Raw genomic sequence first — 24,772 nt, forward strand, 5'->3', positions numbered from 1 at the left:
ACTCGCCGATGGATCTTTTTGCCGATACCGCCTCGAATTCCCATGCGCCACTGGCCTTCCGCATGCGTCCCCGCACCCTGGATGACTACATCGGACAGACAGCGTTGGTCGGGCCTGACATGCCACTGCGCCAGATGGTGGCCTCCGGCGTGGTGCGCTCGATGATCCTGTGGGGGCCGCCGGGGGTCGGCAAGACAACGCTGGCCGAGATTCTCGCCAAGGGCTGTGATGCCCATCTGGAGCAGCTCTCGGCGGTGATGGCCGGCGTCAAGGACATCCGCGAGGTGGTGGAGCGCGCCAGACACTTCCAGGCCAGCGATCGCCAGACGGTGATGTTTCTCGATGAGATCCATCGCCTCAACAAGAGCCAGCAGGACGCCCTGTTGCCGCATGTGGAATCCGGCCTGCTGACGCTGATCGGCGCGACCACCGAGAACCCGTCCTTCGAGGTCAACTCGGCCTTGCTGTCGCGGGCGCGGGTCTATGTGCTCAAGGCCCTCGAGACGGACGACCTGATCGAGGTACTGACGCGCGCCCTGCAGGATGAGGTCAACGGCCTCGGCAAGCGTCACATCGAAGCCAGCCGCGAGACGCTGACCCGCATCGCGCGCTCGGCCTCCGGCGATGCACGCCGCGCCCTCGGCCTGCTGGAGACCGCCTGTGACTTCGTGCGCCGTGAGCCAGATGCCCAGGGGGGAACGCGCGAGATACTCGAGGACAGCTCGCTGGAGGCCGTGCTGGGCCATCAGGCCTCGAGCTTCGACAAACAGGGCGATGACTATTACGACCTGCTGTCGGCGATCCACAAGTCGATACGCTCCTCGCGGCCCGACGCGGCGCTGTTGTACATGGCGCGCTTCATGGATGGCGGCGGCGACCCGCTGGATGTCGTGCGTCGCCTGACGGCGATTGCCTCCGAGGATGTCGGCAACGCCGACCCACGCGCCCTGCCGCTGACCATCGCCGCCTGGGACGCCTATCTGCGCCTCGGTGACTACGAGGGCCAGCGCGCCATCGCCCATGCGGCGATTCACCTGGCCATCGCGCCCAAGAGCAATGCCATCGAGGTGGCCTGGAAGGAAGCCAAGACCTTCGTGCGCCAACAGCCCCACTTCGGTGTGCCGGTCTACCTGCGCAATGCCCCGACCACGCTGATGAAGGAGCTGGGCATGGGCGAAGGCTATCGCTATGCCCACAACGAGCCCAATGGCTATCCGGCCGGCCGCTCCCACGATGCCTGGCCAGAAGAGCTGCCGACCCAGCAGTTCTATCGCCCGACCCAGCATGGTGGCGAGAAACGCTTCGCCGAGATAGAGCGCTGGCGCCGCGAGCAGGACGCCGCCGCAGACCGTGGCGAGACGCCCGGACAGAGCTGATCAGCGGCGAATCCTGCGCGCACATGGCTGCCAAGTCGCGACTGGCACAGACAAGAACGCCCGGACCAGATGGTCCGGGCGTTCTTGTTTATTCAAGCGTATTCAGGATTTGCGCTGCACCTTGGGCGTGATCACTGCTCGCGAATGACGTCGGCGCCTTGCGGGATCTGGAACACGAAACGGCTATCCTGCAGCGACGGGTTGTACTGCACGTTGCTGAAGTCGATCGCCGTGCGCTGGCCGGTGGAATCCGCCATCTGCAGCATGTCGAGCTGCTCGCTGTCGAAGGTCAGCTTGAGGCTTTCAAACAGCGTATCGGCCTGTTTTGGCGTCAGCGTGAAGGTCTCACGTGCGCCCTGCTGCTGACGCTTGACCGCATAGTTGGCGGTCAGCTCGCTGGCACGACCGGACAGCAACAGCGCCGGCGTGTGGGTGACGCGCTCATCCAGCGGCTGCACGGTGACCTGCTCGAGGTCCGGATCATGCAGATAGACTTCCTTGCCATCCGACACCACTTCCTGACGGTACGGCGCATCGACGCTCCAGCGGAACTTGCCCGGGCGCGACAGCCACATCTTGCCCTTGGCTTCCTGCAGACGCTGACCGGAGGCATCGAGGATCTGCTGATCGAAGTCGGCAGCATAGGTCTTGAGCGGCTCCAGCAGGCGCGCCAGACGATCGCCTGCCGACTCCTCGGCGTGCGCTGGCAGAGCGGCCATGCCCAGCATCAGCGCGGCGCCCAGCCCCTTGGCCAGACGAGAGGTCAACGAAGAAGCGAAAGAACGGGACAATGTCTTCATGAAACTCCTTGCGATGAGGAAGACCAGTGGCAAGCCTCGGCAACGGGCACCGATGCCCTGCACCTGACCATCATCATTTCAGCGATTCGGGATGATCACTGCCAACAGCCTGCTGGCAGTGATCTGTTATCTGACGTCTTTGACACGAAGGGGAGCAAAAAGCTCCCCTTCGTGTGTTTCAGCGACCAGACCTGCGGCGGCTAGCCGCTGTGGTTGGGCGCGATCACTTCCCGCGAGCCATTGGTGCCCATCGCGGAGACGACGCCCGCCATCTCCATCGCCTCGACCAGACGCGCGGCGCGGTTGTACCCGATCTTGAAGCGACGCTGCACGGCAGAGATGGAGGCACGACGCGACTCGACCACATAGGCCACGGCCTCATCGTAAAGCGCATCCTGCTCGGCATCGCTGTCCTCACCTTCGGCCTCGAGACCGGCCAAGGCATCGGCCTGCACGCCACCGGTGAGGATCTCCTCGATGTACTCCGGCGAGCCGCGACGCTTCCAGTCATCGACCACACGGTGAACCTCGTCATCATCGACGAAGGCACCGTGAACGCGCGTCGGCATGCCGGCACCGGCCGGCAGGTAGAGCATGTCACCGTGACCCAGCAGGTCCTCGGCGCCGCCCTGATCGAGGATGGTGCGCGAGTCGATCTTGGAGGAGACCTGGAAGGCCATGCGCGTCGGGATGTTGGCCTTGATCAGGCCGGTCACCACGTCCACCGACGGACGCTGGGTGGCCAGAATCAGGTGAATCCCCGCGGCGCGCGCCTTCTGGGCCAGACGTGCGATCAGCTCCTCGACCTTCTTGCCGACGATCATGAACATGTCGGCGAACTCGTCGATCACCACCACGATGTAGGGCAGCTTGGCGAGCACCGGCGGATGCTGGTGCATCTCCCAGGGCTGCGGCTCCCACAGCGGGTCGGCGATCTGGGCACCATGTGCCTCGGCTTCATCGATCTTGGCATTGAAGCCGGCCAGGTTGCGCACGCCCATGGCGGCCATCAGCTTGTAGCGACGCTCCATCTCGGCGACACACCAGCGCAGGGCGTTGGCGGCCTCCTTCATGTCGGTCACCACCGGCGCCAACAGGTGCGGAATGCCGTCATAGACCGACAGCTCCAGCATCTTGGGGTCGACCATGATCATGCGCACTTCATCCGGCGTGGCCTTGAGCAGCATCGAGATCAGCATCGAGTTGATGCCGACTGACTTGCCCGAACCGGTGGTACCGGCGACCAGCAGGTGTGGCATCTTGCCGAGGTTGGCCACGACAGGGGCGCCACCGATGTCCTGCCCCAGCGCCAGGGTGACCGGAGATTCCGCCAGCTGATAGGCATCGGAATCGAACACTTCACGCAGGCGAATCATGGCGCGGTTGGGGTTGGGAATCTCGATGCCGACCGTCGGACGGCCCGGAATCACCTCGACCACACGCACGCTCTTGACCAGCAGCGAACGCGCCAGGTCCGTCGACAGGTTGGAGATCTTGGACGCCTTGACGCCCGGCGCCGGCTGAATCTCGAAGCGCGTGATGACCGGCCCCGGCCAGACATCCGCCACCTCGGCCTTGACGCCATACTCGCGCAGACGCACCACCAGCAGCTCGGCCATCTGGTCGAGCTCTTCTTCGCTGTAGTTGGGCTTCTGGGCATCCGGCGGCGTCAGCAGACTCAGCTGCGGCAGATCCCCTTCCGGCTCGTCCTCGTGATCGGCGCCTTCATGGCGCTGACTCTGCATGTGCTCCACGGTCCACAGGGTCGGGCCGGAGGGATCACTGGCAGCCGCCTGCGCATCTTCCGCCGTCGCCAGACGACCACCGCCCGGCACCATGCCGGACTCATCGCCGTCATAGGCCCAGGAAGGACGCTCAGCCGGTGCGGGTGTCGCTTCCGGCGTGGCTGTCGGCGCCTCGAAAGGCGGCACATGCTCGGCCTGAGGCGCCACGGAATCGGGCTCCGCTGGCGCGACCGGCTCGGCCGGTTGATGAGGCGCTGCAGGCTGACGCGGCTCAGGGGCATGCTGCTGCGTGGCAGACAGGCTGCTCGGTGCCGCAGGCGCGTCTGCCGGTGTCGGCGCGTTGCCCGTCGGCTGCCCGAAGGCATCATCCCAGGAAACGACCGCCTTGCGAGCGGGAGTCTCGGAAGAGGCCGCCGCGACACCGGCCGCCATCACACCCGCACCAGCAGCCAGCCCTGCGGCCGTGGCGAATTGACCACCACTACCGGGCAGGGGCGCATCATCGTCGTCCCTGGGCTCCGGCGGTTGATTGCGGCTATCCGGCGCGGCATCGCTGCGCTCGCGCGCAAGTTGCGCGTCGCGCTCACGCTGTGCCTCTTTCTCAAGCTGCGCCTGCTTCTCAAGCTGCGCCTGCTTTTCAAGCTGTGCTTGTCGCTCTGCCGCTTGCTGCTCGGCTGCACGCTGCGCTTTCTGTTCTGCTTCGCGCTGCGCCTCCTGCTCTGCCAGACGTTGCGCTTCCTGATCAGCCAAGCGCTGCGCTTCCTGCTCGCGAGCCAGCTCTTGAGCCTGAGCTTGTGCCTGAGACGGAGCCTTGTGAGCTTCGGCCTCGCTCTGCGCCTGAGCGTCTTGCGCCGTCTCGTGACGGGCAGTCTCATGACGAGCCGTGTCGTGACGAGCGGTCGGCGCAAAGGCAGAGGCGGCGTCCCAGGCAGCAGGGGCAGCCGTGCTGTCGGAGGCTGATTCCGTGCCTTCGACGGCAGGGGTTGGCGTCGCCGCCTTGGGAGCCTGCGTCGTGACTGAGGCGTCAGCATGACGCTGGCGCTCGGCCTCAATGGCAGCGGCTTGCGGCAGACGGGAGCGCGTGACATCGGCATGCGCGACACGCGGCGCGGAGGCGGCCTCTGCCGCCACGGCGGTCTTCAGGGCCGCGGCCAGATCAACCCCTTCGATGCTGACATTGGCGCTCTGCACCGTCATGCGCTCGGTGTAGGCAGCGCCCGGCACCTTGGCGGAGGGCGTGGTTTCAGCGGTCTGCCACGGGATATCGGTGCTGCGGTCATCCGCGAAGTCATCGCGCGCGCTGATGGCCTCGTCGGTGCCGCCATCCAGAGACGGCTCGACACGGCGCTGGCCGCGCGGCTCGGCGGCGATGCCTTCTGCCTCCTGACGGCGACCAAGCAGAATCTCGTCGCTGTCCTCGTCCCACTCCTCCTCTCGGGCACGGCGGCCCGGCAGCAGACGCTGCCACCAGCTCAGTCTGGGGGCCGGGTCGCGATCCGAGTCATCCTCTTCACCGTCCTCGTGCGTCAGCGACTCTTCGGCGTAGGCTGCCTCGTCATCGTAGGCGTCCTGGTCGTCGCGGCGGCTATTGAAGCGCTCGGCGAACCAGCCGGACACCCGCATGCAGCCATTGCCCAGCTCATCCATGACCGTCAGCCACGACATGCCGGTAAACAGCGTGAAGCCGCACAGGAAGCTGGCCATCGCGACCAGTACCGTGCCGCCCATGCCGATCAATGGCGTCAGTGCCCCGGCGATGCCCTTGCCGAGGATACCGCCCGCGCCGTTGGTCAGCTGGCTGTCGGGGCTGTAGAACTGGATATCACCGATGACGCAGGTCGCCATGATCAGCAGGAACAGGCCGCCAGCGCGCACCGCGATGGTCGTCGGGTCCCACACCAGCTCAGTGCTGGGCTGACGCATCAGACGCCAGGCACCGAAGCCCAGCATCGCCGGCCACCACAGGGCACTGCCGCCAAACAGCGAATACAGCACGTCTGACAGCCAGGCGCCGATGCTGCCCATCCAGTTGCTGGGCGTCAGCTCAGGGCCGCTGTAGGACCAGCCGGGGTCCGTCGGCGCATAGCTGAACAGCGCCAGCAGCATGAAGACGCAGAGGCTGAGCATGAGAATGACCACACCTTCACGGCTGACGCCCTGCAGGGTGGTGGTCAGGCGTGACGGTGGTCGCGCTGCCTTCTCCGCACGCTGCTCGGCGCGGATGGCTTGGCGTTCGGCGCGTTCGGCCTGACGCTCGGCGCGGCGCTGGGCTGCAGGGCTCTCTTCCTGCACGCGCGGCTTGTTTCTGGCCTTGGCAGCAGGCTGGCCGCTGGCGTCCTTCCTCGCGGGCTTGCCCGAGACGCGCGGCGTCTTGCGTGCCGGGCTGGACTCAGTGGCCGAAGCACCGCGCAGACGCGCGAAGAAGCCCGGCGAGTCCGCTTTCTGACGGGCACGCTTCCTGGGTGTTGCTGCCGCACGGCGGCTACGGGTTTCAGGCTTGGCCTGTTCCCGACTTGTCTTTCTGGCACTCTTGGCAGTCAAGTCGCCATCCCCCTTGCACCTTGTGGGCGATTTTCCATGTACCTTCAGCCGGTTATCATAACCATTCGATGGCAGTGACGTCATAATTGCCGATTCACGTCTGCTCATGACGCCAAGGCGCCAGGAGCCCATTGCTCCGTGCATGTTCCCGAACCGACAAGAGGCTGCCCATGCTTCCCTGGCTTCCCCCTGCCCCTGTCCGCTTTCCGCATGCTTCCACCGCCCTGAGCGAGCCCGACGGCCTGCTGTGTGCAGGGGGCGAACTCAGTCCCGAGTGGCTGCTGGCGGCCTACTCCCGCGGCATATTTCCCTGGTTCAGTCCGGGTGACCCTATCCTGTGGTGGTCACCGGACCCACGCATGGTGCTCAAGCCAGAGGAAGTCCGTGTACGCCGCAGTCTGGCCAAGCGCCTGCGCAATGCAGGCCTGAGCTACAGTATCGACCGCGACTTTACCGGTGTGATCAATGCCTGTGCCAGCATTCCTCGCGATGGCCAGGCAGGCACGTGGATATTGCCAGAAATGCAGCAGGCCTACATCGCCCTGCATGCCATGGGACATGCCCACAGCGTTGAAGTCTGGCAGGGCGATTCTCTGGTGGGCGGCCTGTATGGCGTCGCCTGTGGACGCATCTTCTTCGGCGAGTCGATGTTCTCGCGCGTGCCCGATGCCTCGAAACTGGCGCTGGTGATCCTGTGCCAGGAATTGAAGGCACGGGATTTCCCGTTGATCGACTGTCAGATGCATACTCCGCACCTGGCAAGTCTTGGCGCCCGCAGCATCGCCCGCAGCGATTTCATCAGCTATCTTGACCAGTATGCCACTGGCCAAGGGCATGAGGGCAAGTGGTCACTGACATCCTGGCCCACGCAGCACGTCCGGGAATGATGGCCATGGCAATTCCAAGAGGGAGATGATGCAACGGTGAGCAGCAATACCCCCAAGCAACCGCAACGCGATCTGCGCTTCTTTCTGACGGTACCGCACGCTTGCAGCTATCTGGAAGGCCGCCAGGCGACCACGCTGTTTCTCGATCCGCAGGAAGCGCCCAATTCCGGTGTCTATGACGCCCTTGCCCTGCTCGGCTTTCGTCGCAGCGGCTCTCATCTCTATCGTCCGCATTGCGGTGATTGCCGTGCCTGCATTTCCGTACGCGTGCCGATCGCCGACTTCACGCCCAACCGCACCCAGAAGCGTCTGGTGCGTCGCAATGCCGACCTGGTCATCGAAGAGGGGCCGGCACTCTTCGACCCCGAGCATTATCGCCTGTACGCCCATTACATCCGCAGCCGTCATGCGGATGGCGACATGTTCCCGCCCAGTCATGAGCAGTATCGCACCTTCCTCACCTCCCGCGATGACTATGCCCGCCTGGTGAGCTTTCGCCTCGATGGCCGTCTGGTGGCCGTCGCCGCCATGGACCGCATGAGTCATGGCCTATCCGCCATCTATACCTTCTACGATCCGGATGAGTCACTGAATCAGCGCTCGCTGGGGACCTACGCGGTGCTTTGGCAGATTGAGCAGGCACGCCGCGAAGGCCTGACCCACCTCTATCTGGGCTACTGGATCCGCGATTGCCGCAAGATGAACTACAAGCAGCATTTCCAGCCGCTCGAGTATCTGGATGGCAGCCACTGGCGGCGACGCATACCGGCCAACCATACCGACAGTCATCTGCCACTGAGCCTGGTCAAGCAAGGCGCGTCAGTGACATCCGGCGAGTGACGCGCTGAGCTCATTGCATGGGCTCATTCCAAGGGCTCATTCCAAGGGCTCATTCCATAGGCTCTTTCGACACGCTTCCCAGGCGCCCTCTCGACGCAAGCGCTCCGACAACGCTAAGGTGACGCATCGCTCAGCGGGCAGGGGCTCACCAGACAGCGCCGAGTGCCGACCAACCGCCTGCCGAGAGTTGCCCCGGCGCAAGATGCCGATTTTTATCTTCCTCCTGAGCTGCCCACAGGCGCTCAAGGAGCGTACAATCGCGCTTCGACTTTGCCTTGCCGCCGCCCTTACGGCACAATATCGCGTATCGAAGTCCCGAATCGGGCACTTTTTGTGCTGAGGCGGCTCGGAACTACCAGCAGTATTCCCTGTAATAAGTGAGGATCAGCCTATATGGCGCGTGAAGATCATATTGAAATGGAAGGCGTCATCGTCGACACCCTTCCGAACACCACTTTCCGTGTTGAACTGGAAAACGGCCACATCGTGACCGCTCACATCTCCGGCAAGATGCGCAAGAACTACATCCGTATCCTGACTGGCGACAAGGTCAAGGTTGAGCTGACTCCGTACGACCTGTCCAAGGGCCGTATCGTCTACCGTTCGCGCTAAGCACGGTCAGACTGCCCTGCCGGTTGCCATGCCATCGATCACTCTGCACGTCCTGGACCTGCATGCGATCATCATGACACCGGCTGGCTGAACCGGTCGTTCCCGGCACCTCAGGCACCAGCGTCACCTCCGCCTGAACCCTCCGCCCGGACCCGGAACGCATCGAGGTTGCAAGACTTGCCCTTCGCGGCGAGACACCCGCCACCTCGATGGCGTATGCCTGAGTATTCCGATGATGCCGCCTTGTCCCATGAATGCGTCTTGAGCCCGAACGCCAATCTGGTCTTCGCTCCCATTCAATGATGACAGGCGGCTCATCCCCGCTGGGCATTTTCTCCTCAATACGCATTCGCTTCCCCGATACGCATTCGCCTCCTCCTGTACTCATCCAACTCCCCGCCCTTCCCTCGAGGATGGCGAGCCCCTTGGCGTGCGCGCGTGTCCAGCTTGAGCAATCGACGTCATGCTCGCTACGTGCGGACAGCTTGCTGACTGACAGGCATAAAAAACGGCCAGTGCTTGAGCACTGACCGTTCATGTCGCCCCTTCAGGGCAGGAAGCTTTGCGTCAGATCACGCCATTTCCGCTTCCGTTTCCAGGTGCAGCTCGCCGTTGTCGACCGTGACATGCACGATGCCGCCCGACTCGGACAGGTCGCCGAATAGGATCATCTCTGCCAGCGGCTTCTTGAGCTTCTCCTGAATCACGCGTGCCATCGGGCGAGCACCCATTGCCGGGTCATACCCGAGAGTCGCCAGCAAGTCGCGCGCCTCATCAGCGACGTCCAGCTGCACGCGCTTCTCATCCAGCTGCGCCTGCAGTTCGACCAGGAACTTGTCGACCACATTGCGCACCACGGCGAGATCCAGCGCGCCGAACTGGATGATGCCATCCAGACGGTTGCGGAATTCCGGCGAGAACGTCTTGCGGATGACTTCCATGGCGTCGGTGGAGTGATCCTGGTGCTTGAAGCCGATGGAGCGACGCGCCACCTGCTCGGCACCCGCATTGGAGGTCATCACCAGAATGACGTTGCGGAAGTCCGCTTCGCGACCGTTGTTGTCGGTCAGGCGGCCGTGGTCCATCACCTGCAGCAGCAGGTTGAAGACTTCCGGGTGTGCCTTCTCGATCTCATCCAGCAACAGCACGCAGTGCGGCTGCTTGGTGATGGCTTCGGTCAACAGACCACCCTGGTCATAACCGACGTAGCCCGGCGGTGCCCCGATGAGGCGCGAGACGGTGTGACGCTCCATGTACTCGGACATGTCGAAGCGCACCAGCTCGATGCCCATCAGCGCCGCCAGCTGACGGGCGACCTCGGTCTTGCCGACGCCTGTCGGGCCAGCGAACAGGAAGCTGCCCACCGGCTTGTCCGGCGCCTTGAGGCCAGCACGCGACAGCTTGATCGCCGCGGACAGCCCGGTGATGGCGTCGTCCTGCCCGAACACCAGCATCTTGAGATCGCGCTCGAGGTTGGACAGCAGCTTCTTGTCGGAACTGGAGACCGTCTTCGGCGGAATGCGGGCGATGGAGGCGACGATCGCCTCGACCTGCTCGGTATCGATGGTGTCGACGCGGATGCTCTCCGGCAGCAGGCGCTGGTGGGCACCGGCCTCGTCGATCACGTCGATGGCCTTGTCTGGCAGCTGACGGTCGTTGATGTAGCGGTCGGCCAGACGCACTGCCGTTTCCAGCGAGGCATCGGTGTACTTGATGGCATGGTGCTCCTCGAAGCGGCCACGCAGCCCCTTGAGGATACGGATGGTGTCATCCACCGACGGCTCCATGACATCGACCTTCTGGAAGCGACGCGCCAGGGCGCGGTCCTTCTCGAAGATGCCACGGAATTCCTGGAAGGTGGTGGAACCGATGCAACGCAGCTCGCCGGAAGACAGCAGCGGCTTGAGCAGGTTGGAGGCATCCATCACGCCACCGGACGCAGCACCCGCACCAATGACGGTGTGGATCTCGTCGATGAACAGAATCGAGTTCGGCTCCTTGCGCAGCTCCGCCAGCAGCGACTTGAGACGCTTCTCGAAGTCACCGCGGTACTTGGTGCCGGCCAGCAGCGCACCGAGATCCAGCGAGTAGACCACGGCTTCCTTGATGACGTCCGGCACGTCCTCCTCGACGATGCGCTTGGCGAGACCTTCCGCTATGGCGGTCTTGCCGACACCGGCCTCACCGACCAGCAGCGGGTTGTTCTTGCGGCGACGCACCAGAATCTGCACCACGCGCTCGAGCTCGCCATCGCGGCCGATCAGCGGGTCGATCTTGCCCAGACGCGCCTGCTCGTTGAGGTTGGTGGCGTAGTTGGTCAGCGGGTTGTTGCCGCCCTCGCTGCTCGCCTCTTCGCTCTCTTCATTCTCGACCGACGCCTGGGGCGTCTGGGTGTGACCCGCGACCTTGGAGATGCCATGCGCGATGTAATTGACCGCATCCACACGCGCGACATTCTGCTGCTTGAGGAAGTAGACGGCCTGACTTTCCTGCTCGGAGAAGATGGCCACCAGCACATTGGCGCCGGTCACTTCACTCTTGCCGGAGGATTGCACGTGGAAGACGGCACGCTGCAGGACGCGCTGGAAGCCCAGCGTCGGCTGCGTCTCGCGGTCTTCCTGCTCTTCCGGAATCAGCGGGGTGGTGGAATTGATGAAGTCCTGAAGGTCGACTCGCAGCTTGTCCAGATTGGCACCACAGGCGCGCAGGACATCGGCAGCGGAGGCATTGTCCAGCAGTGCCAGCAGGAGGTGTTCCACGGTCATGAATTCGTGGCGTTTGGAACGTGCCACGGTGAAGGCCGTGTTCAGGGTCAGTTCAAGTTCTTTGCTCAACATGGCAAGTCCCCTCTAGGCCGCGTCTTGGACGGATCACTCCGCCCGGTCGATGTCGCACAGCAGCGGATGCTGGCACTCTCGAGCATATTGATTGACTTGGTGGCATTTCGTTTCCGCGATGTCGCGACTGAAGATGCCACAGGTTCCTTTTCCCTGATGATGGACAGCGAGCATGATCTGTACTGCCTGCTCCTGATCCTTGTTGAAAAAGGTGGTCAGCACCTCCACGACGAAGTCCATCGGCGTGAAGTCATCATTGTGCAGAACGACCTTGTACATGGGCGGTGGAGCCAGTTCAGGCTCAGCGGTCTCGAATGCCAGATCACCTTCGTGGTCTTCCTGGTATCCGGGTTCCTGAGCCGACGGGGCCTGATTGCTGATCGACAGTGTCTCCAGAAAGGGATGACTGCCGCGCGATGTCTCTGTCTTGAACATAAGGGGCTGATCCGGTGAACACAAGCCGTGACGAAGCAGATTGCCTCAACGCGCCGCGAAGAAGGTCAAGCGCTGCCACGTCGTCTCAATGTGGGTGTGATAAGGAAAAGATGGGGGCTTGTCGATCTGGTTGCAAGCTTTAGTCGCGTACGCCTGGGCGTACACGTTCATGCCTGCATCGCGACACTCTGACATGAATGCGGACATTTGCATGCATTTTCGCTCACATACGCGACAGACACCTCTCGACAGGCGTCGCCAACTGGCGACCCATTCAAGCGTCTCGCCGCTCGATGAAACCCGGAATGCTACCGCACAGAACCCCCGCGCAGAACGCTCCACGCAGAATGCCCAGGAGTGGCAATCGTTGGCAGTAGACTGAGCGCGCAACCGAGAAGCTTCCATCTCAAACGCAAGAAGGCCCCCGGACATGTCCGGGGGCCTTCTGCTGAAACCTGTCACGCAACTTGATGCCTGGGCATCAGATCAACGCAGGGTCTCAGGCATCCATGTTGTCAGCAACAGCCTGACCGAACTCGGAGCACTTCAGCAGCTTGGCATCGTCCATCAGGCGATGGAAGTCATAGGTGACTTCGCCCTTGGCGATGGCCTTCTCGACGCCTTTCAGCACGAGATCAGCCGCTTCGACCCAACCCATGTGACGCAGCATCATCTCGGCAGAGAGGATGACGGAGCCCGGGTTGACCTTGTCCTGGCCAGCGTACTTCGGTGCAGTACCGTGAGTCGCTTCGAACATGGCGACGGTGTCGGACAGGTTGGCACCCGGCGCGATACCGATACCACCCACTTCCGCCGCCAGAGCGTCGGACAGGTAGTCACCGTTCAGGTTCAGGGTGGCGATGACGTCATATTCCGCCGGACGCAGCAGGATCTGCTGGAGCATGGCGTCAGCGATGACGTCCTTGACCACGATGTCCTTGCCGTTGTTCGGGTTCTTGAAGGTCATCCACGGGCCGCCATCCAGCAGCTCGCCGCCGAACTCGTCCTTGACGATTTCGTAGCCCCAGTCCTTGAAGGCACCTTCTGTGAACTTCATGATGTTGCCCTTGTGCACCAGGGTCAGCGACTCACGGTCGTTGTCGATGGTGTACTGGACAGCCTGACGGACCAGACGCTTGGTACCTTCTTCGGAGACCGGCTTGACGCCGATACCGCAGTTCTCCGGGAAGCGGATGTTGGTGACACCCATCTCTTCACGCAGGAACTTGATGACCTTGTCGGCTTCCGGCGTTCCCGCTTTCCATTCGACACCGGCATAGATGTCTTCGGAGTTTTCGCGGAAGATGACCATGTCGACGTCAGCCGGCTTCTTGACCGGGCTCGGCACACCAGTGAACCAGCGCACCGGGCGCAGGCAGGTGTACAGATCCAGCTTCTGACGCAGAGCGACGTTCAGGGAGCGAATACCACCGCCCACCGGAGTGGTCAGCGGACCCTTGATGGAAACGATGTAATCCTTGACAGCCTCGAGAGTCTCTTCCGGCAGCCAGGTGTCAGCATCATAAACGTGAGTGGCTTTTTCACCGGCGTAGACTTCCATCCAGTGAATCTTGCGCTCGCCGCCATAGGCCTTGTCGACAGCAGCGTCGATGGCAATCTTCATGGCCGGAGTCACGTCCACACCGATACCATCGCCTTCGATGAACGGGATGATCGGATTATTCGGAACGTTGAGGGTATTGTCGGAATTTGCGGTGATCTTGGCACCGCCTTCCGGGACGACAATCTTCTGGAACCCCATTGATAACTCCCCTGTCATGGATTCAGTGGAGGCGCGAGTATAGCACCCGTGCCGCTTCTCACAGTAGGCTTATACGGCAGCCGCGACAAAAGTCTAAACCATGTCTCTCATATATCTGCTTCACAAGCCTTACCGCGTCCTGACCCAGTTCACTGACCGCGATCAGGGCCGCCAGACACTCGCTGACTTCATCGACGAGCCGGATGTCTATGCCGCCGGGCGCCTCGACTATGACTCCGAGGGACTGCTGCTGCTCACCAGTGATGGCGCGCTCTCCCACCAGATCGCGCACCCGAGAAAGAAGCAGCCCAAGACCTACTGGGTACAGGTGGAAGGTGCCCCTGACGAGCAGGCCATCGCCGCGCTGCGTGCCGGTGTCGAACTCAAGGATGGCATGACCCGACCGGCCAGGGTCAGGCAGATTGAGCCGCCCACGTTGCCAGACAGGCAACCCCCTGTGCGCTTTCGTGCGAGCATCCCGACCCACTGGCTGGAGATCATCATCAGCGAAGGTCGCAATCGCCAGGTGCGCCGCATGACCGCCCACGTCGGCCTGCCGACCCTGCGCTTGATCCGCGCGGCCATCGGGCCATGGAAGCTCGACGGCCTTGCCCCCGGTGAATGGCGCAGCGAGGAAGTCGAGATGCCTGCGCCACCTCGTCGCGAGTCCCGCTCGCCACGCCACAAGGGCGCGACGGGCAAGCCGGGCGAGCGCCGCACCGGCAACGCTGGCCCCCGAGGCAGTGGCAATAGAGGCAACAGCGCGGGCAAGAGCGGCAAGGGTTCAGGTCGGGGTTCCAGTCGGAGTTCTGGCCAGACTGAAGGCAAGGGTTCAGGCAAGACACCCGGCGCCCCCTCTCGTCGTCCCTCATCCCCCAAGAAAGGAAGGAAATCCTGATGGCTGCTCGCTGGACCCCGAATGTCACCGTCGCCTGCGTCGTCGAACGCGCCGGGCGCTACCTGATCGTCGAGGAAGACAAGGGCGGGCCCTGCACGGTGTTCAACCAGCCGGCCGGCCATCTCGAACCGCATGAGCGCATCATCGACGGCGTGCAACGCGAAGTCCGCGAGGAAACCGCCTGGCGCATCCTGCTGACCGGCTATCTCGGCCTCTATGTGCATGTGGCCGAAGACGGCACCCACTTCCACTCCCACAGTTTCGAGGCCGCCGCCCTTGAGCACCTGTGCACGCCGCTGGACCCTGACATCGTCAGAACGCACTGGCTGTCGCTTGAGGAGATCGAGCAGCTCGAGGACATGGGTCGCCTGCGCAGCCCGCTGGTGACCCGGCGTATTCGCGACAGCCAGCGTGGCAAGCGTTTCCCGCTGGATGTGCTGCACGATTGATCGATTGCCCGGCCGGAAGTCCGCCGTCGGGCGTGCTGTCGAGCGGCGCTTGCGGCCCAGTGCGGCAGACGGCGCAGGCGGGGTGAATCCCACCCCCGCATTCAGGTATAATCCCGCCCATTCAAGCGGCGCCAGAATGACGGGTCTGCCGCCTCCCCTGTTTGTGACAACCCGCGGCCATGCGGGTGACGAGAGAACTGATGACCGCTGAAACCGGTACCGGAACCAAGGTCATCGTCGGCATGTCCGGCGGTGTCGACTCCTCCGTCTCTGCCCTGTTGTTGATGGAGCAGGGCTACCACGTCGAAGGCCTGTTCATGAAGAACTGGGACGAAGACGACGGTAGCGAATACTGCACCGCCCTCGAAGACCTGGCCGATGCCCAAGCCGTGTGCGACAAGCTTGGTATCAAGCTGCACACCGCCAACTTCGCCGCGGAGTACTGGGACAACGTCTTCGAGCACTTCCTGGCCGAATACAAGGCCGGTCGCACGCCGAATCCCGACATCCTGTGCAACCGCGAGATCAAGTTCAAGGTCTTCCTCGAGTATGCCGAGATGCTGGGCGCCGAGCTGATCGCCACCGGTCACTACGTGCGTGGCGGCGTGCGTGATGGTCTCCCGCGCCTGCTCAAGGGCCTGGACACCAACAAGGACCAGAGCTACTTCCTGCATGCCGTGCCGCAGGCGGCCATCGCGCGCACCCTGTTCCCGGTCGGCGAGCTCGAGAAGCACGAAGTGCGCGCCATCGCCGAGAAGCATGAGCTGATCACCGCGCGCAAGAAGGATTCCACCGGCATCTGCTTCATCGGCGAGCGGCGTTTCGCCGACTTCCTCAAGCAGTACCTGCCCGCTCAGCCCGGCAAGATCGAGACCCCCGATGGCGATGTCATCGGAGAGCACATGGGCCTGATGTACTACACCCTGGGCCAGCGCCAGGGGCTGGGAATCGGTGGCCTCAAGCGCTATCCGGACGCGCCCTGGTTCGTGTGTGCCAAGGATCTGGAGCGCAACGTGCTGATCGCCGTGCAGGGCAAGCACCACGACCTGCTCTACACTCAGGCGTTGAGCACCGAATCCGTCGACTGGGTCGCGGGTGAGCCGCCGCAGACCGATGCCAATGGCGAGCTGCGCATTCGCTGCAAGAACCGCTATCGCCAGGAAGACCAGGCCGCGACCTTGATCGTCAATGACGGCCAGCGTGTCGAGGTGCGTTTCGATGAACCGCAACGCGCCGTCACGCCCGGCCAGTCCGCCGTCTTCTATCTCGGCGACATCTGTCTGGGCGGCGGCGTGATCGATGCCGCCTGGAAACTTCCGGCGGCGGACGCCAGCGCTTCCACCGCCCCGCTCTCTGGCCCCGAGGAGTCCGCCGCGCAATGACCAGCGTGCCGATCCGTCCCGTCACTGATACCACTACCCGCCAGGCACTGTCGCTGGCGGGCGTCTTCCAGGCAGCCGCGCTGGTCGATGAGCTGGCCCGCCACGGCCAGTGCGATGAGCGCGCCTGGGAAACCCTGGTCAATGCCACGCTGGATACCAATCCGGAAAGCTTCGAAGCCATCTACGGCGGGCACCATAACCGCCTGCGGCTCGGCATCGACACCGTCAGTGCGGTGATGGAACGTCGCCAGGTCTCGCCCGTGGTGATGCGTTACGGCTTCTCGCTGGTGATGCTGATGAGCAAGCTCAAGAAGGACCCGGACATGCTGGACAAGCTGGGCGCGGGCCTGACCCGCATCCAGGGCCAGGCCGAGCACTTCGGGCCGACCCACGAGAACGTGATCGCAAGCCTGGGCGAGCTTTACCAGCAGACCCTCTCCACCTTCCGCTACCGGATCGTGGTGCAGGGCGACCCCGGCCTGCTGCAGCAGCGCATGATGCCGGAACGCATCCGCTGCGCCCTGCTGGCAGGCGTGCGCTTCGCCCTGCTGTGGGACCAGCAAGGTGGCCGTCGCTGGAAGCTGGTCTTCCAGCGCAGCGCGCTCAAGAAGTCATTGCAGCAGCTGGGCTGAACCCGCCTCCGCGCTCGCGCCAGCGCGTCACCTGACGCACCAGATTCACACCCGAATTCGCTTCAACAACGCTGGAGCCCATCAACCGGGCTCCGAGACACTTGAACCGGCAGCGCATCATGTCCTGCCACCATCGGAAGATTCTCATCATGCAGCTGTCCGCCCTCACCGCCCTGTCTCCCGTCGATGGCCGCTATGGCGCCAAGACCGAGGCCCTGCGCGAGCACTTCAGTGAATTCGGCCTGATCCGTGCCCGCGTCATCGTCGAGGTGCGCTGGTTGCAACGCCTGGCCGCCCACGCCGAGATCGCTGAAGTGCCGGCCTTCTCCGCGGATGCCAACGCCGTGCTGGATAGCATCGTCAGTGAGTTCAGTGTCGAGGATGCCCAGCGCATCAAGGACATCGAACGCACCACCAACCACGACGTGAAGGCGGTCGAGTACTTCCTGAAGGAAAAGGTCGAGAGCAACGCCGAACTCAACGCCGTCACCGAGTTCATCCACTTCGCCTGCACCAGTGAAGACATCAACAACCTGTCTCACGCCCTGATGCTGCGTGGTGGCCTGGACAACGTGCTGCTGCCGCAGATGCATGAAGTGACCGAAGCGATCGTCGCGCTGGCCCACCAGCACGCCGAACAGCCGATGCTGTCGCGCACCCATGGCCAGACTGCCAGCCCGACCACCCTCGGCAAGGAAATGGCCAACGTCGCCGCGCGCCTGCGTCGTCAGCTGGCGCAGATCGAACGCATCGAGATGCTCGGCAAGATCAACGGTGCCGTGGGCAACTACAACGCCCACCTGACCACCTACCCGGCCATCGACTGGGCGGCCAACGCCGAAACCTTCGTCGAGAGCCTCGGGCTGACCTTCAACCCGTACACCACCCAGATCGAGCCGCACGACTACATCGCCGAGCTGTTCGATGCCATCTGCCGCTTCAACACCATCCTGATCGACTTCGATCGTGACGTCTGGGGCTACATCTCGCTGGGTTACTTCAAGCAGCGTACCGTGGCCGGCGAGATCGGCTCTTCCACCATGCCGCACAAGGTCAACCCGATCGACTTCGAGAACTCCGAAGGCAATCTGGGCATCGCCAACGCCGTGCTGGGCCATCTGGCACAGAAGCTGCCGATCTCCCGCTGGCAGCGTGACCTCACCGACTCCACCGTGCTGCGCAACCTGGGCACCGGCCTGGCGCAGGGTCTGATCGCCTATCAGGCGACCCTGAAAGGCATCAGCAAGCTGGAAGCCAACCCGGAGCGCCTGAACGCCGACCTGGACAACAGCTGGGAAGTGCTCGCCGAGCCGATCCAGACCGTCATGCGTCGTTACGGCATCGAGAAGCCCTACGAGAAGCTCAAGGAGATGACCCGTGGCAAGCGTATCGACCAGGCCGGTTTCGCCGCCTTCATCGAGACGCTGGAACTGCCGGAAGACGTCAAGACCGAGCTGAAGGCACTGAGCCCGGCCAGCTACATCGGCAACGCCATTGCACAGGCCAAGGCGCTCTAAGCGGCGCAGGTCACTGCAAGTCTCAAGACGCCGGGGCCTCTGCTCCGGCGTCATGCATTGCGTATTAGACAGCATGCAGCACGCTGCACATTGAACGACACACTGGATTCACGACCACTGACGCTCTCCGTCAGTGGGCACGACATGCCACGCTCTCAAGGCTCGGCATGGAACGCATCGCCGTCTGCCATCCGGCAAAACGGCTTCAACGACGTCATCGCGAGACCGCCGCCACCTGACAGGCTGCCGTTCGCGTTCGAGAGGTTCTGCATGAGCACATCCCCCGCCCCCCGCGACACCGACACGCCACTGGCACTGTTGGGCGGCCTGAGCATCCGTGAATTCCTGCGCGATTACTGGCAGCAGAAGCCGCTGCTGATCCGCGGAGCCTTCGCAGACTTCGAGACGCCGCTGGAAGCCGATGAACTGGCCGGTCTGGCCTGTGAAGATGGCATCGAAGCCCGTCTGGTCGAGGAAAACGGCCCGGACAAGGCCTGGCAGGTCAGCCACGGCCCCTTCGATGAAGCGACCTTCGCGCGTCTCGACGCCAAGGACGACAGCCAGTGGAGCCTGCTGGTGCAGGCGGTGGACCATTACGTCCCCGACGTCGCCGCGCTGTTCGAGCCCTTCACCTTCCTGCCGCGCTGGCGTCTCGATGACATCATGATCAGCTACGCGCCGACCGGCGGCAGTGTCGGCCCGCACCTGGACAACTACGATGTCTTCCTGCTGCAGGCCCAGGGCCAGCGTCATTGGCAGCTGGGCGGCATGCACGGTGACGACGCCGAGATCATCGATGGCATCGACCTGCGCATCCTCAAGCACTTCGAGGTCACTCCGGGCGAGGACTGGGTGCTGGAACCCGGCGACATGCTCTACGTGCCGCCGCGCCTGGCGCACCACGGCGTCAGCCAGTCCGATGACTGCATGACCATCTCCGTCGGCTTCCGTGCGCCTTCCGCCGATGAAGTCGTCACCTCCTACGCCGACTATCTGGGTGCCAGCCTGCCGGAATCGCTGCGCTATCGTGACCAGGGCATGGCACCGGTCGCCAATGCCGGCGAGCTGGATGACGCCTCGCTCGAGCGCGTGCGTGAATTGCTGCTCAGCACGCTGGACAACCCGACCCAGCTGGCACAGTGGTTCGGTCGCTACATGACCCAGCCCAAGTATCTGGAGCAGCTCGCCGCCCGCGAACCGGCCCTCAAGACGCATGAGCTGGTCGAGTATCTGGAAGATGAAGGCGTACTGGTGCGCTCCCTGGGCTCACGCTTCGCCTTCCGTCACGCCGAGAATGGCACCAGTACGCTGTTCGTCGATGGCGATGGCATCCTGGCCCCTCAGCCGCTGGCGGAAGCGCTGGCCTCCGATCAGCGCCTCACGGCGGTGTTGCTTGACTACACCACGGCAGACCTTGATCGCAGTGCCGTGGTCAGCCTGCTGACGGCGCTGATCAACCGCGGCAGCCTGATACTGGAATGTGACCTTCAGGACGAAGAGGACGATGAAGAATGAGTGACGCCATGATCAGCCTGGAACGGGGCGACTGGCAGACGTTGGGCAACGAGGCCAGCGAGATCCGCCGCGTCGTGTTCATCGAGGAACAGCAGGTGCCGCAGGAGGAGGAGTGGGACGGGCGCGACGACGCCTGCGAACACTTCCTCGTGCATCTGGATGGCCGCACCGTCGGCACGGCCCGTCTGTTGCCGGACGGCCATGTCGGCCGCGTCGCCATCCTCTCCGAAGCGCGCGGACTGGGGCTTGGCCAACGCCTGATGGAAGCGGTCATCCATGCTGCGCGTCAGGCTGGTCATGCTGAAGTGATACTGGATGCTCAGACCCATGCGCTGGAATTCTATCAACGCCTCGGCTTCACGGCTTACGGCGACGAGTTTCTCGATGCCGGCATACCGCACCGCAGCATGCGCTTGATTTTGAACTGAATTTTAGCGTCTGCCTTACAAAAACCGGCCCCATTTGGGGCCGGTTTTTTTTGTGCCTTGAATGTTCTTGTAGTCTGGCTACAACCCGCCACTTGACCAAGTCATCATTCCCCAAGGCCCATGGATACTGACATCATGACGTCATTGAGAAATATTAAAACGACTGTTTGCCAGCGAGAATCCTACAACGTTGAAACTGGTATAAAACGATCGTTTTAATGCGACCAAGGAATGAAAGACAGCACTCAATTTCGGAGCGATGCTAGAGATCAGGTCATTTATGCTGCACTGCGACATGACACGCTGCCCGACCCGGCACCGCCTTCAGGAGATTCGCCCATGCTCACCTCAGACTCACGAACGCAGACCACCCTGATGGGCGGTAGAGGTGACCAGGTACTCGGGCAGCCTGAGGATGCCGCTCTGGCCGAGCAATGGCACAACGCCGAGATCCGCACACGGATTCTCAAGCTGGCACGTCCCCTCAAGGACCTGCTGCCACCGCAGACAGCGGAGACGGTAGCGGCACAGGCGCAGACGATCTGCCATCTGAGTCGCGACCAGCGCTGGCAACTTCCCGGCGAGCAGTGGCAACTGCGCTCACAGGGCAGCGGCTGGCAGCTGAAGTGCAATGGGCAGCTGAAGTGCAGTGGGCAGCCGGCAACCGCTGGCGAGACGCAGGACGCGCCTGACCAGCTGGCGCTTGCCGGCCTCACCGATGACGTGACGGGGGTGCAGCTGGGCAACCGCCCGCTCCCCCGGGCCCTCTGGACCCTGGCCGCCGCGCGGCATCGCGGCGAACGTCATTCGGTGCTGGCCATTGCCCAGATCAGCAGCGTGCGCGAAGCGCTGTGCTGGGGAGAGCTGATCTCACGGCTGCGTGCGCCGGACGGCAGGCCGCCACGCATCGCCCTCACCCTCAGCCACTGCACGTTACCCACGCTGGAAGCCAGCCTGTACTTCCTGATGCCCTGGTTGGACATCATCACGCTGACAGCGGCACCCGGCCTGGAAACTGCCTGCCTTGGCGTGATCAAGGCTCGCTTCAGACTTGCTGAGCCAGCGGAGCTCGACAACGCCACCGACGACGCCTTCTGTCGCACGGCGTGACCCCACTGGTAACGCCTGAAAGATCAATAACAACAACAAACTGTCATGCAGCAACTCAAGACGCAGAGCACCGACACTCCCATTTCACGCGTCGCTCTCGCGTCGACCGCCATACGATAGACAAGCGAACAGAAACAAGACACGGACAACACGCCAGGGGCTGAGCCCCGACGACGAAGCCATCAGGAGATGCCACCATGAGTCACACACGTGCCGATCAGATTGCCGCGCTCGAGAAGGACTGGGCCGAGAATCCGCGCTGGAAAGGGGTCACTCGCCCCTATTCCGCCGAGGATGTGGTGCGCCTGCGCGGCTCCGTTCCGGAAGCCAATACCCTGGCGACCCGCGGTGCCGAGAAGCTCTGGAAACTGGTCAATGGTGATGCCAAGAAGGGCTACGTCAACTGTCTGGGCGCCCTGACCGGTGGCCAGGCCATGCAACAGGTGAAGGCCGGTATCGAGGCCATCTACCTGTCCGGTTGGCAGGTCGCCGCCGACAACAACACCAGTGAAGCCATGTACCCGGATCAGTCGCTCTATCCGGTGGATTCCGTGCCGACCGTGGTCAAGCGCATCAACAACACCTTCCGCCGCGCCGACCAGATCCAGTGGCAGAAAGGGGCCAACCCGGGCGATGCCGGCTTCATCGATTACTTCGCGCCTATCGTGGCGGATGCCGAGGCCGGTTTCGGTGGCGTGCTCAACGGCTACGAGCTGATGACCGCCATGATCCGTGCGGGTGCCTCCGGTGTGCACTTCGAGGACCAGCTGGCCTCGGTCAAGAAGTGTGGCCACATGGGCGGCAAGGTACTGGTGCCGACCCAGGAAGCGGTGCAGAAGCTGGTGGCCGCTCGCCTGGCTGCTGACGTGGCGCGTGTCCCGACCCTGGTCATCGCGCGTACCGATGCCAATGCCGCCGACCTGATCACCTCCGATGTCGACGACTACGACAAGCCGTTCCTGACCGGTGAGCGCTCCGACGAAGGCTTCTATCGTGTCAAGGCCGGTCTGGATCAAGCCATTGCCCGCGGCCTGGCCTACGCGCCCTACTCCGACCTGATCTGGTGTGAAACCGCCAAGCCGGACCTCGAGGAGGCGCGCCGCTTCGCCGAAGCGATCAAGAAGGAATACCCGGACCAGCTGCTGGCCTACAACTGCTCGCCTTCCTTCAACTGGAAGAAGAACCTCGACGACGCCACCATCGCCAAGTTCCAGCAGGAACTGTCGGACATGGGCTACAAGTACCAGTTCATCACCCTGGCCGGTATCCACAACATGTGGTTCAACATGTTCGATCTTGCCTACGACTATGCGCAGGGCGAAGGCATGAAGCACTACGTCGAGAAGGTGCAGGAAGCCGAATTCGCCGCAGCCGAGAAGGGCTACACCTTCGTGGCGCACCAGCAGGAAGTCGGCACCGGTTACTTCGATGACATGACCAACGTCATTCAGGGCGGCAACTCCTCCGTCACCGCACTGACGGGCTCCACGGAAGAAGACCAGTTCTAGACCGCTGACATCGCGGTATGGCACCTCGCAATGGCAGGATTGCGCGAGGTGCCACCCGCAGACTGACCGAAGCCCGCTCACGCGGGCTTTTTCATGCTTTACGCCTTGAATTCCCGCCGTGGATGCCCGCCGCGAATGCCAACCAACGTCGACGGATGCCCTGCCGCTGACATTCACGCGGCAGGACTCATGCAGAAGTGCTCATGCAGAAGTGCTCACGCGGAAGTGCTTGCGTGGCAGCACTCATGCGCCGGTACTCACGTGGTAGCACTCACGCGACAGGGAAGTGCAGAAGTTGCGTCACCTCAGCGTTTCAGGTCGGGAACCCGTCATGGTCGACGTGGTCTATAATGTTAAGAAACAGTGTTCTCGCACGCCCGTCGTGACAAGAACCTGCTGGCGGCCCAAGGAAGTGATCGCCTACCTGAGCCTTGCTCTCTCAGCACTCAGCATTCTCCATCACAACCTCAAGCTGCACCGCATCATGCGAGGAGATACACCATGACACTCTCACTGACTCACAAACGATCGACTGGCGCACGCCGCTGGCTGCCCGTGATCGCACTCGGCGTGCTGACGCTTGGCGGCTGCGCGAACAGCGACATCTATTCCGGCAACGTCTACACCGGCGATCAGGCCAAGCGCGCACAGTCTGTCAGCTACGGCACCATCACCTCGCTGCGCCCGGTGCAGATCCAGGCACAGGATGAAGGCAGCGGCGTGCTCGGTGGCCTGGGTGGCGCGGTCGTCGGCGGCCTGCTCGGCAGCCAGATCGGCGGCGGCTCCGGTCGTGCGATCGCCACCGCTGCGGGTGCCATCGGCGGCAGCGTGGCCGGCAAGTCGATCGCTGACAATGTCGACCAGATCGACGCCTACGAGATTGAAGTGCGCCGCGATGCCGGCGACAGCCTCATCGTCGTCCAGAAAGCCGACACCGCCTTCTCGGTTGGCCAACGTGTCCGCCTGGTCGGCTACGGCGCCAACCTGAGCGTCGCGCCTTACTGATCAACTTACTTTTCTCAGCATAATCCCGCTTAATATAACAGCGGGATTATGTGAATACTCATACCAGCTATATCAACATCGAAAGCTTTGATGCCATAACACTAAGCCCAAAGCTAAAGAAGGCACCTATGACAAATTTATACAACGATGTGCGATTTCTATCCGAGAAATTTTCTATTAGCTTAGCATCTCCTTTATTTATCTTTAAGTAAGAAAGCTGATGAATATTATCTATTGAACTTTCAGTCCATTTACCTACCACCCCTGCTAGTAGCACGAGAACATAAAATCCTGTCGATAAGATCAATGCTGATTTCGCCAATTCTTCAAGTGAGGCTCCAGCAGTTAATAATGGAATAGCTTTAAGGAAACACTGCACAAATCCTGCCGTTGGTGCCTGATCGCCACCGACGGGGTAGAATCTAGCAATATCGCTACCGCCTGATAGAGCCATCCGATGAAGCAGATCTCATTCGCCCAAGCAGAGCATCAG

The 24,772-nt window shown here is 62.7% G+C and carries 20 protein-coding genes and 1 pseudogene; 15 read left to right on the forward strand and 6 right to left on the reverse strand.

What is annotated here, in order from left to right; all coding sequences use genetic code 11:
• Positions 1-8 precede the first annotated feature (8 nt).
• Positions 9-1,376, forward strand: a complete 1,368-nt coding sequence (locus tag IZU87_RS14425; protein ID WP_213114991.1) for a replication-associated recombination protein A — start codon at positions 9-11, stop codon at positions 1,374-1,376.
• A 131-nt stretch (positions 1,377-1,507) separates the two neighbouring features.
• On the opposite strand, the gene lolA is transcribed toward IZU87_RS14425, so the two are convergent.
• Both lolA and IZU87_RS17765 read right to left on the reverse strand, forming a co-directional pair.
• Positions 1,508-2,176 carry an outer membrane lipoprotein periplasmic chaperone LolA gene (gene lolA / locus IZU87_RS14430; RefSeq protein ID WP_213114992.1) on the reverse strand — a complete coding sequence of 223 codons (669 nt, stop codon included), beginning with the start codon at positions 2,174-2,176 and terminating at the stop codon, positions 1,508-1,510.
• Between the two features lie 200 nt (positions 2,177-2,376).
• The gene (locus IZU87_RS17765) at positions 2,377-6,462 is read right to left on the reverse strand and encodes a DNA translocase FtsK (protein WP_249330623.1); all 4,086 of its coding nucleotides are present in this window, start codon (positions 6,460-6,462) and stop codon (positions 2,377-2,379) included.
• 170 nt (positions 6,463-6,632) lie between these two features.
• Between IZU87_RS17765 and aat the strand changes: the two genes are divergently transcribed.
• From aat to infA, 3 genes are all read left to right on the forward strand, one after another.
• The gene (gene aat / locus IZU87_RS14445; protein WP_213114993.1) at positions 6,633-7,349 is read left to right on the forward strand and encodes a leucyl/phenylalanyl-tRNA--protein transferase; all 717 of its coding nucleotides are present in this window, start codon (positions 6,633-6,635) and stop codon (positions 7,347-7,349) included.
• A 36-nt stretch (positions 7,350-7,385) separates the two neighbouring features.
• Entirely contained in the window at positions 7,386-8,189 is an 804-nt protein-coding gene (locus IZU87_RS14450; RefSeq protein ID WP_054555616.1) for an arginyltransferase, read from the forward strand.
• 393 nt (positions 8,190-8,582) lie between these two features.
• Complete coding sequence (infA, locus tag IZU87_RS14455) at positions 8,583-8,801, forward strand: translation initiation factor IF-1 (RefSeq protein ID WP_024953359.1); 219 nt, start codon at positions 8,583-8,585, stop codon at positions 8,799-8,801.
• 572 nt (positions 8,802-9,373) lie between these two features.
• Here the strand turns inward: infA and clpA are convergent.
• The 3 genes from clpA to icd all read right to left on the reverse strand — a co-directional run bounded on the left by clpA (position 9,374) and on the right by icd (position 13,835).
• On the reverse strand, positions 9,374-11,638 hold the full coding sequence (gene clpA, locus IZU87_RS14460; protein WP_043333850.1) for an ATP-dependent Clp protease ATP-binding subunit ClpA: 2,265 nt from the start codon (positions 11,636-11,638) through the stop codon (positions 9,374-9,376).
• Positions 11,639-11,671: 33 nt separating this feature from the next.
• Positions 11,672-12,073, reverse strand: a complete 402-nt coding sequence (clpS, locus tag IZU87_RS14465) for an ATP-dependent Clp protease adapter ClpS (RefSeq protein ID WP_213114994.1) — start codon at positions 12,071-12,073, stop codon at positions 11,672-11,674.
• A 499-nt stretch (positions 12,074-12,572) separates the two neighbouring features.
• Entirely contained in the window at positions 12,573-13,835 is a 1,263-nt protein-coding gene (gene icd / locus IZU87_RS14470; protein ID WP_043333852.1) for an NADP-dependent isocitrate dehydrogenase, read from the reverse strand.
• Between the two features lie 100 nt (positions 13,836-13,935).
• On the opposite strand from icd, the pseudogene IZU87_RS14475 reads away from it, so the two are divergent.
• The 11 genes and pseudogenes from IZU87_RS14475 to IZU87_RS14525 all read left to right on the forward strand — a co-directional run.
• Positions 13,936-14,553: pseudogene (locus IZU87_RS14475) on the forward strand (pseudouridine synthase); the annotation flags it as partial.
• A 179-nt stretch (positions 14,554-14,732) separates the two neighbouring features.
• On the forward strand, positions 14,733-15,182 hold the full coding sequence (locus IZU87_RS14480; RefSeq protein WP_043333853.1) for an NUDIX domain-containing protein: 450 nt from the start codon (positions 14,733-14,735) through the stop codon (positions 15,180-15,182).
• Between the two features lie 200 nt (positions 15,183-15,382).
• Positions 15,383-16,564, forward strand: coding sequence for a tRNA 2-thiouridine(34) synthase MnmA (gene mnmA, locus IZU87_RS14485; protein WP_054555617.1), 1,182 nt, complete (start codon positions 15,383-15,385; stop codon positions 16,562-16,564).
• Entirely contained in the window at positions 16,561-17,196 is a 636-nt protein-coding gene (gene hflD / locus IZU87_RS14490; protein WP_043333854.1) for a high frequency lysogenization protein HflD, read from the forward strand. Before mnmA ends, hflD begins: the two co-directional genes overlap by 4 nt.
• Positions 17,197-17,345: 149 nt before the next feature.
• Entirely contained in the window at positions 17,346-18,713 is a 1,368-nt protein-coding gene (purB, locus tag IZU87_RS14495) for an adenylosuccinate lyase (protein WP_213114996.1), read from the forward strand.
• 270 nt (positions 18,714-18,983) lie between these two features.
• Positions 18,984-20,228: a cupin domain-containing protein gene (locus IZU87_RS14500; protein ID WP_213114997.1), complete on the forward strand. Its 1,245-nt coding sequence runs from the start codon at positions 18,984-18,986 to the stop codon at positions 20,226-20,228.
• Positions 20,225-20,656, forward strand: coding sequence for a GNAT family N-acetyltransferase (locus IZU87_RS14505; RefSeq protein ID WP_213114998.1), 432 nt, complete (start codon positions 20,225-20,227; stop codon positions 20,654-20,656). Before IZU87_RS14500 ends, IZU87_RS14505 begins: the two co-directional genes overlap by 4 nt.
• A 339-nt stretch (positions 20,657-20,995) precedes the next feature.
• The gene (locus tag IZU87_RS14510) at positions 20,996-21,766 is read left to right on the forward strand and encodes a hypothetical protein (RefSeq protein WP_213114999.1); all 771 of its coding nucleotides are present in this window, start codon (positions 20,996-20,998) and stop codon (positions 21,764-21,766) included.
• 197 nt (positions 21,767-21,963) lie between these two features.
• Positions 21,964-23,274, forward strand: coding sequence for an isocitrate lyase (gene aceA / locus IZU87_RS14515; protein ID WP_213115000.1), 1,311 nt, complete (start codon positions 21,964-21,966; stop codon positions 23,272-23,274).
• A 331-nt stretch (positions 23,275-23,605) separates the two neighbouring features.
• The gene (locus IZU87_RS14520; protein ID WP_153636430.1) at positions 23,606-23,779 is read left to right on the forward strand and encodes a hypothetical protein; all 174 of its coding nucleotides are present in this window, start codon (positions 23,606-23,608) and stop codon (positions 23,777-23,779) included.
• A complete protein-coding gene (locus IZU87_RS14525; protein ID WP_052384587.1) occupies positions 23,776-24,279 on the forward strand; it encodes an outer membrane lipoprotein in 504 nt (167 codons plus the stop codon). Before IZU87_RS14520 ends, IZU87_RS14525 begins: the two co-directional genes overlap by 4 nt.
• Before the next feature lie 67 nt (positions 24,280-24,346).
• Here IZU87_RS14525 and IZU87_RS14530 read toward each other — a convergent pair whose 3' ends face one another.
• Complete coding sequence (locus IZU87_RS14530) at positions 24,347-24,733, reverse strand: hypothetical protein (RefSeq protein ID WP_213115001.1); 387 nt, start codon at positions 24,731-24,733, stop codon at positions 24,347-24,349.
• Positions 24,734-24,772: the final 39 nt, after the last annotated feature.

This window comes from Cobetia sp. MC34, assembly GCF_018340035.1.
Taxonomy (GTDB): domain Bacteria; phylum Pseudomonadota; class Gammaproteobacteria; order Pseudomonadales; family Halomonadaceae; genus Cobetia; species Cobetia amphilecti.

Coding starts and splice junctions, on each gene's coding strand:
- lolA (WP_213114992.1), bottom strand. CDS start 2,176: ATGAAGACATTGTCCCGTTCTTTCGCTTCTTCGTTGACCTCTCGTCTG.
- IZU87_RS14425 (WP_213114991.1), top strand. CDS start 9: ATGGATCTTTTTGCCGATACCGCCTCGAATTCCCATGCGCCACTGGCC.
- mnmA (WP_054555617.1), top strand. CDS start 15,383: ATGACCGCTGAAACCGGTACCGGAACCAAGGTCATCGTCGGCATGTCC.
- clpA (WP_043333850.1), bottom strand. CDS start 11,638: ATGTTGAGCAAAGAACTTGAACTGACCCTGAACACGGCCTTCACCGTG.
- IZU87_RS14505 (WP_213114998.1), top strand. CDS start 20,225: ATGAGTGACGCCATGATCAGCCTGGAACGGGGCGACTGGCAGACGTTG.
- aat (WP_213114993.1), top strand. CDS start 6,633: ATGCTTCCCTGGCTTCCCCCTGCCCCTGTCCGCTTTCCGCATGCTTCC.
- IZU87_RS14480 (WP_043333853.1), top strand. CDS start 14,733: ATGGCTGCTCGCTGGACCCCGAATGTCACCGTCGCCTGCGTCGTCGAA.
- purB (WP_213114996.1), top strand. CDS start 17,346: ATGCAGCTGTCCGCCCTCACCGCCCTGTCTCCCGTCGATGGCCGCTAT.
- icd (WP_043333852.1), bottom strand. CDS start 13,835: ATGGGGTTCCAGAAGATTGTCGTCCCGGAAGGCGGTGCCAAGATCACC.
- IZU87_RS14520 (WP_153636430.1), top strand. CDS start 23,606: ATGGTCGACGTGGTCTATAATGTTAAGAAACAGTGTTCTCGCACGCCC.
- IZU87_RS14500 (WP_213114997.1), top strand. CDS start 18,984: ATGAGCACATCCCCCGCCCCCCGCGACACCGACACGCCACTGGCACTG.
- IZU87_RS14510 (WP_213114999.1), top strand. CDS start 20,996: ATGCTCACCTCAGACTCACGAACGCAGACCACCCTGATGGGCGGTAGA.
- infA (WP_024953359.1), top strand. CDS start 8,583: ATGGCGCGTGAAGATCATATTGAAATGGAAGGCGTCATCGTCGACACC.
- aceA (WP_213115000.1), top strand. CDS start 21,964: ATGAGTCACACACGTGCCGATCAGATTGCCGCGCTCGAGAAGGACTGG.
- IZU87_RS14525 (WP_052384587.1), top strand. CDS start 23,776: ATGACACTCTCACTGACTCACAAACGATCGACTGGCGCACGCCGCTGG.
- hflD (WP_043333854.1), top strand. CDS start 16,561: ATGACCAGCGTGCCGATCCGTCCCGTCACTGATACCACTACCCGCCAG.
- clpS (WP_213114994.1), bottom strand. CDS start 12,073: ATGTTCAAGACAGAGACATCGCGCGGCAGTCATCCCTTTCTGGAGACA.
- IZU87_RS14530 (WP_213115001.1), bottom strand. CDS start 24,733: ATGGCTCTATCAGGCGGTAGCGATATTGCTAGATTCTACCCCGTCGGT.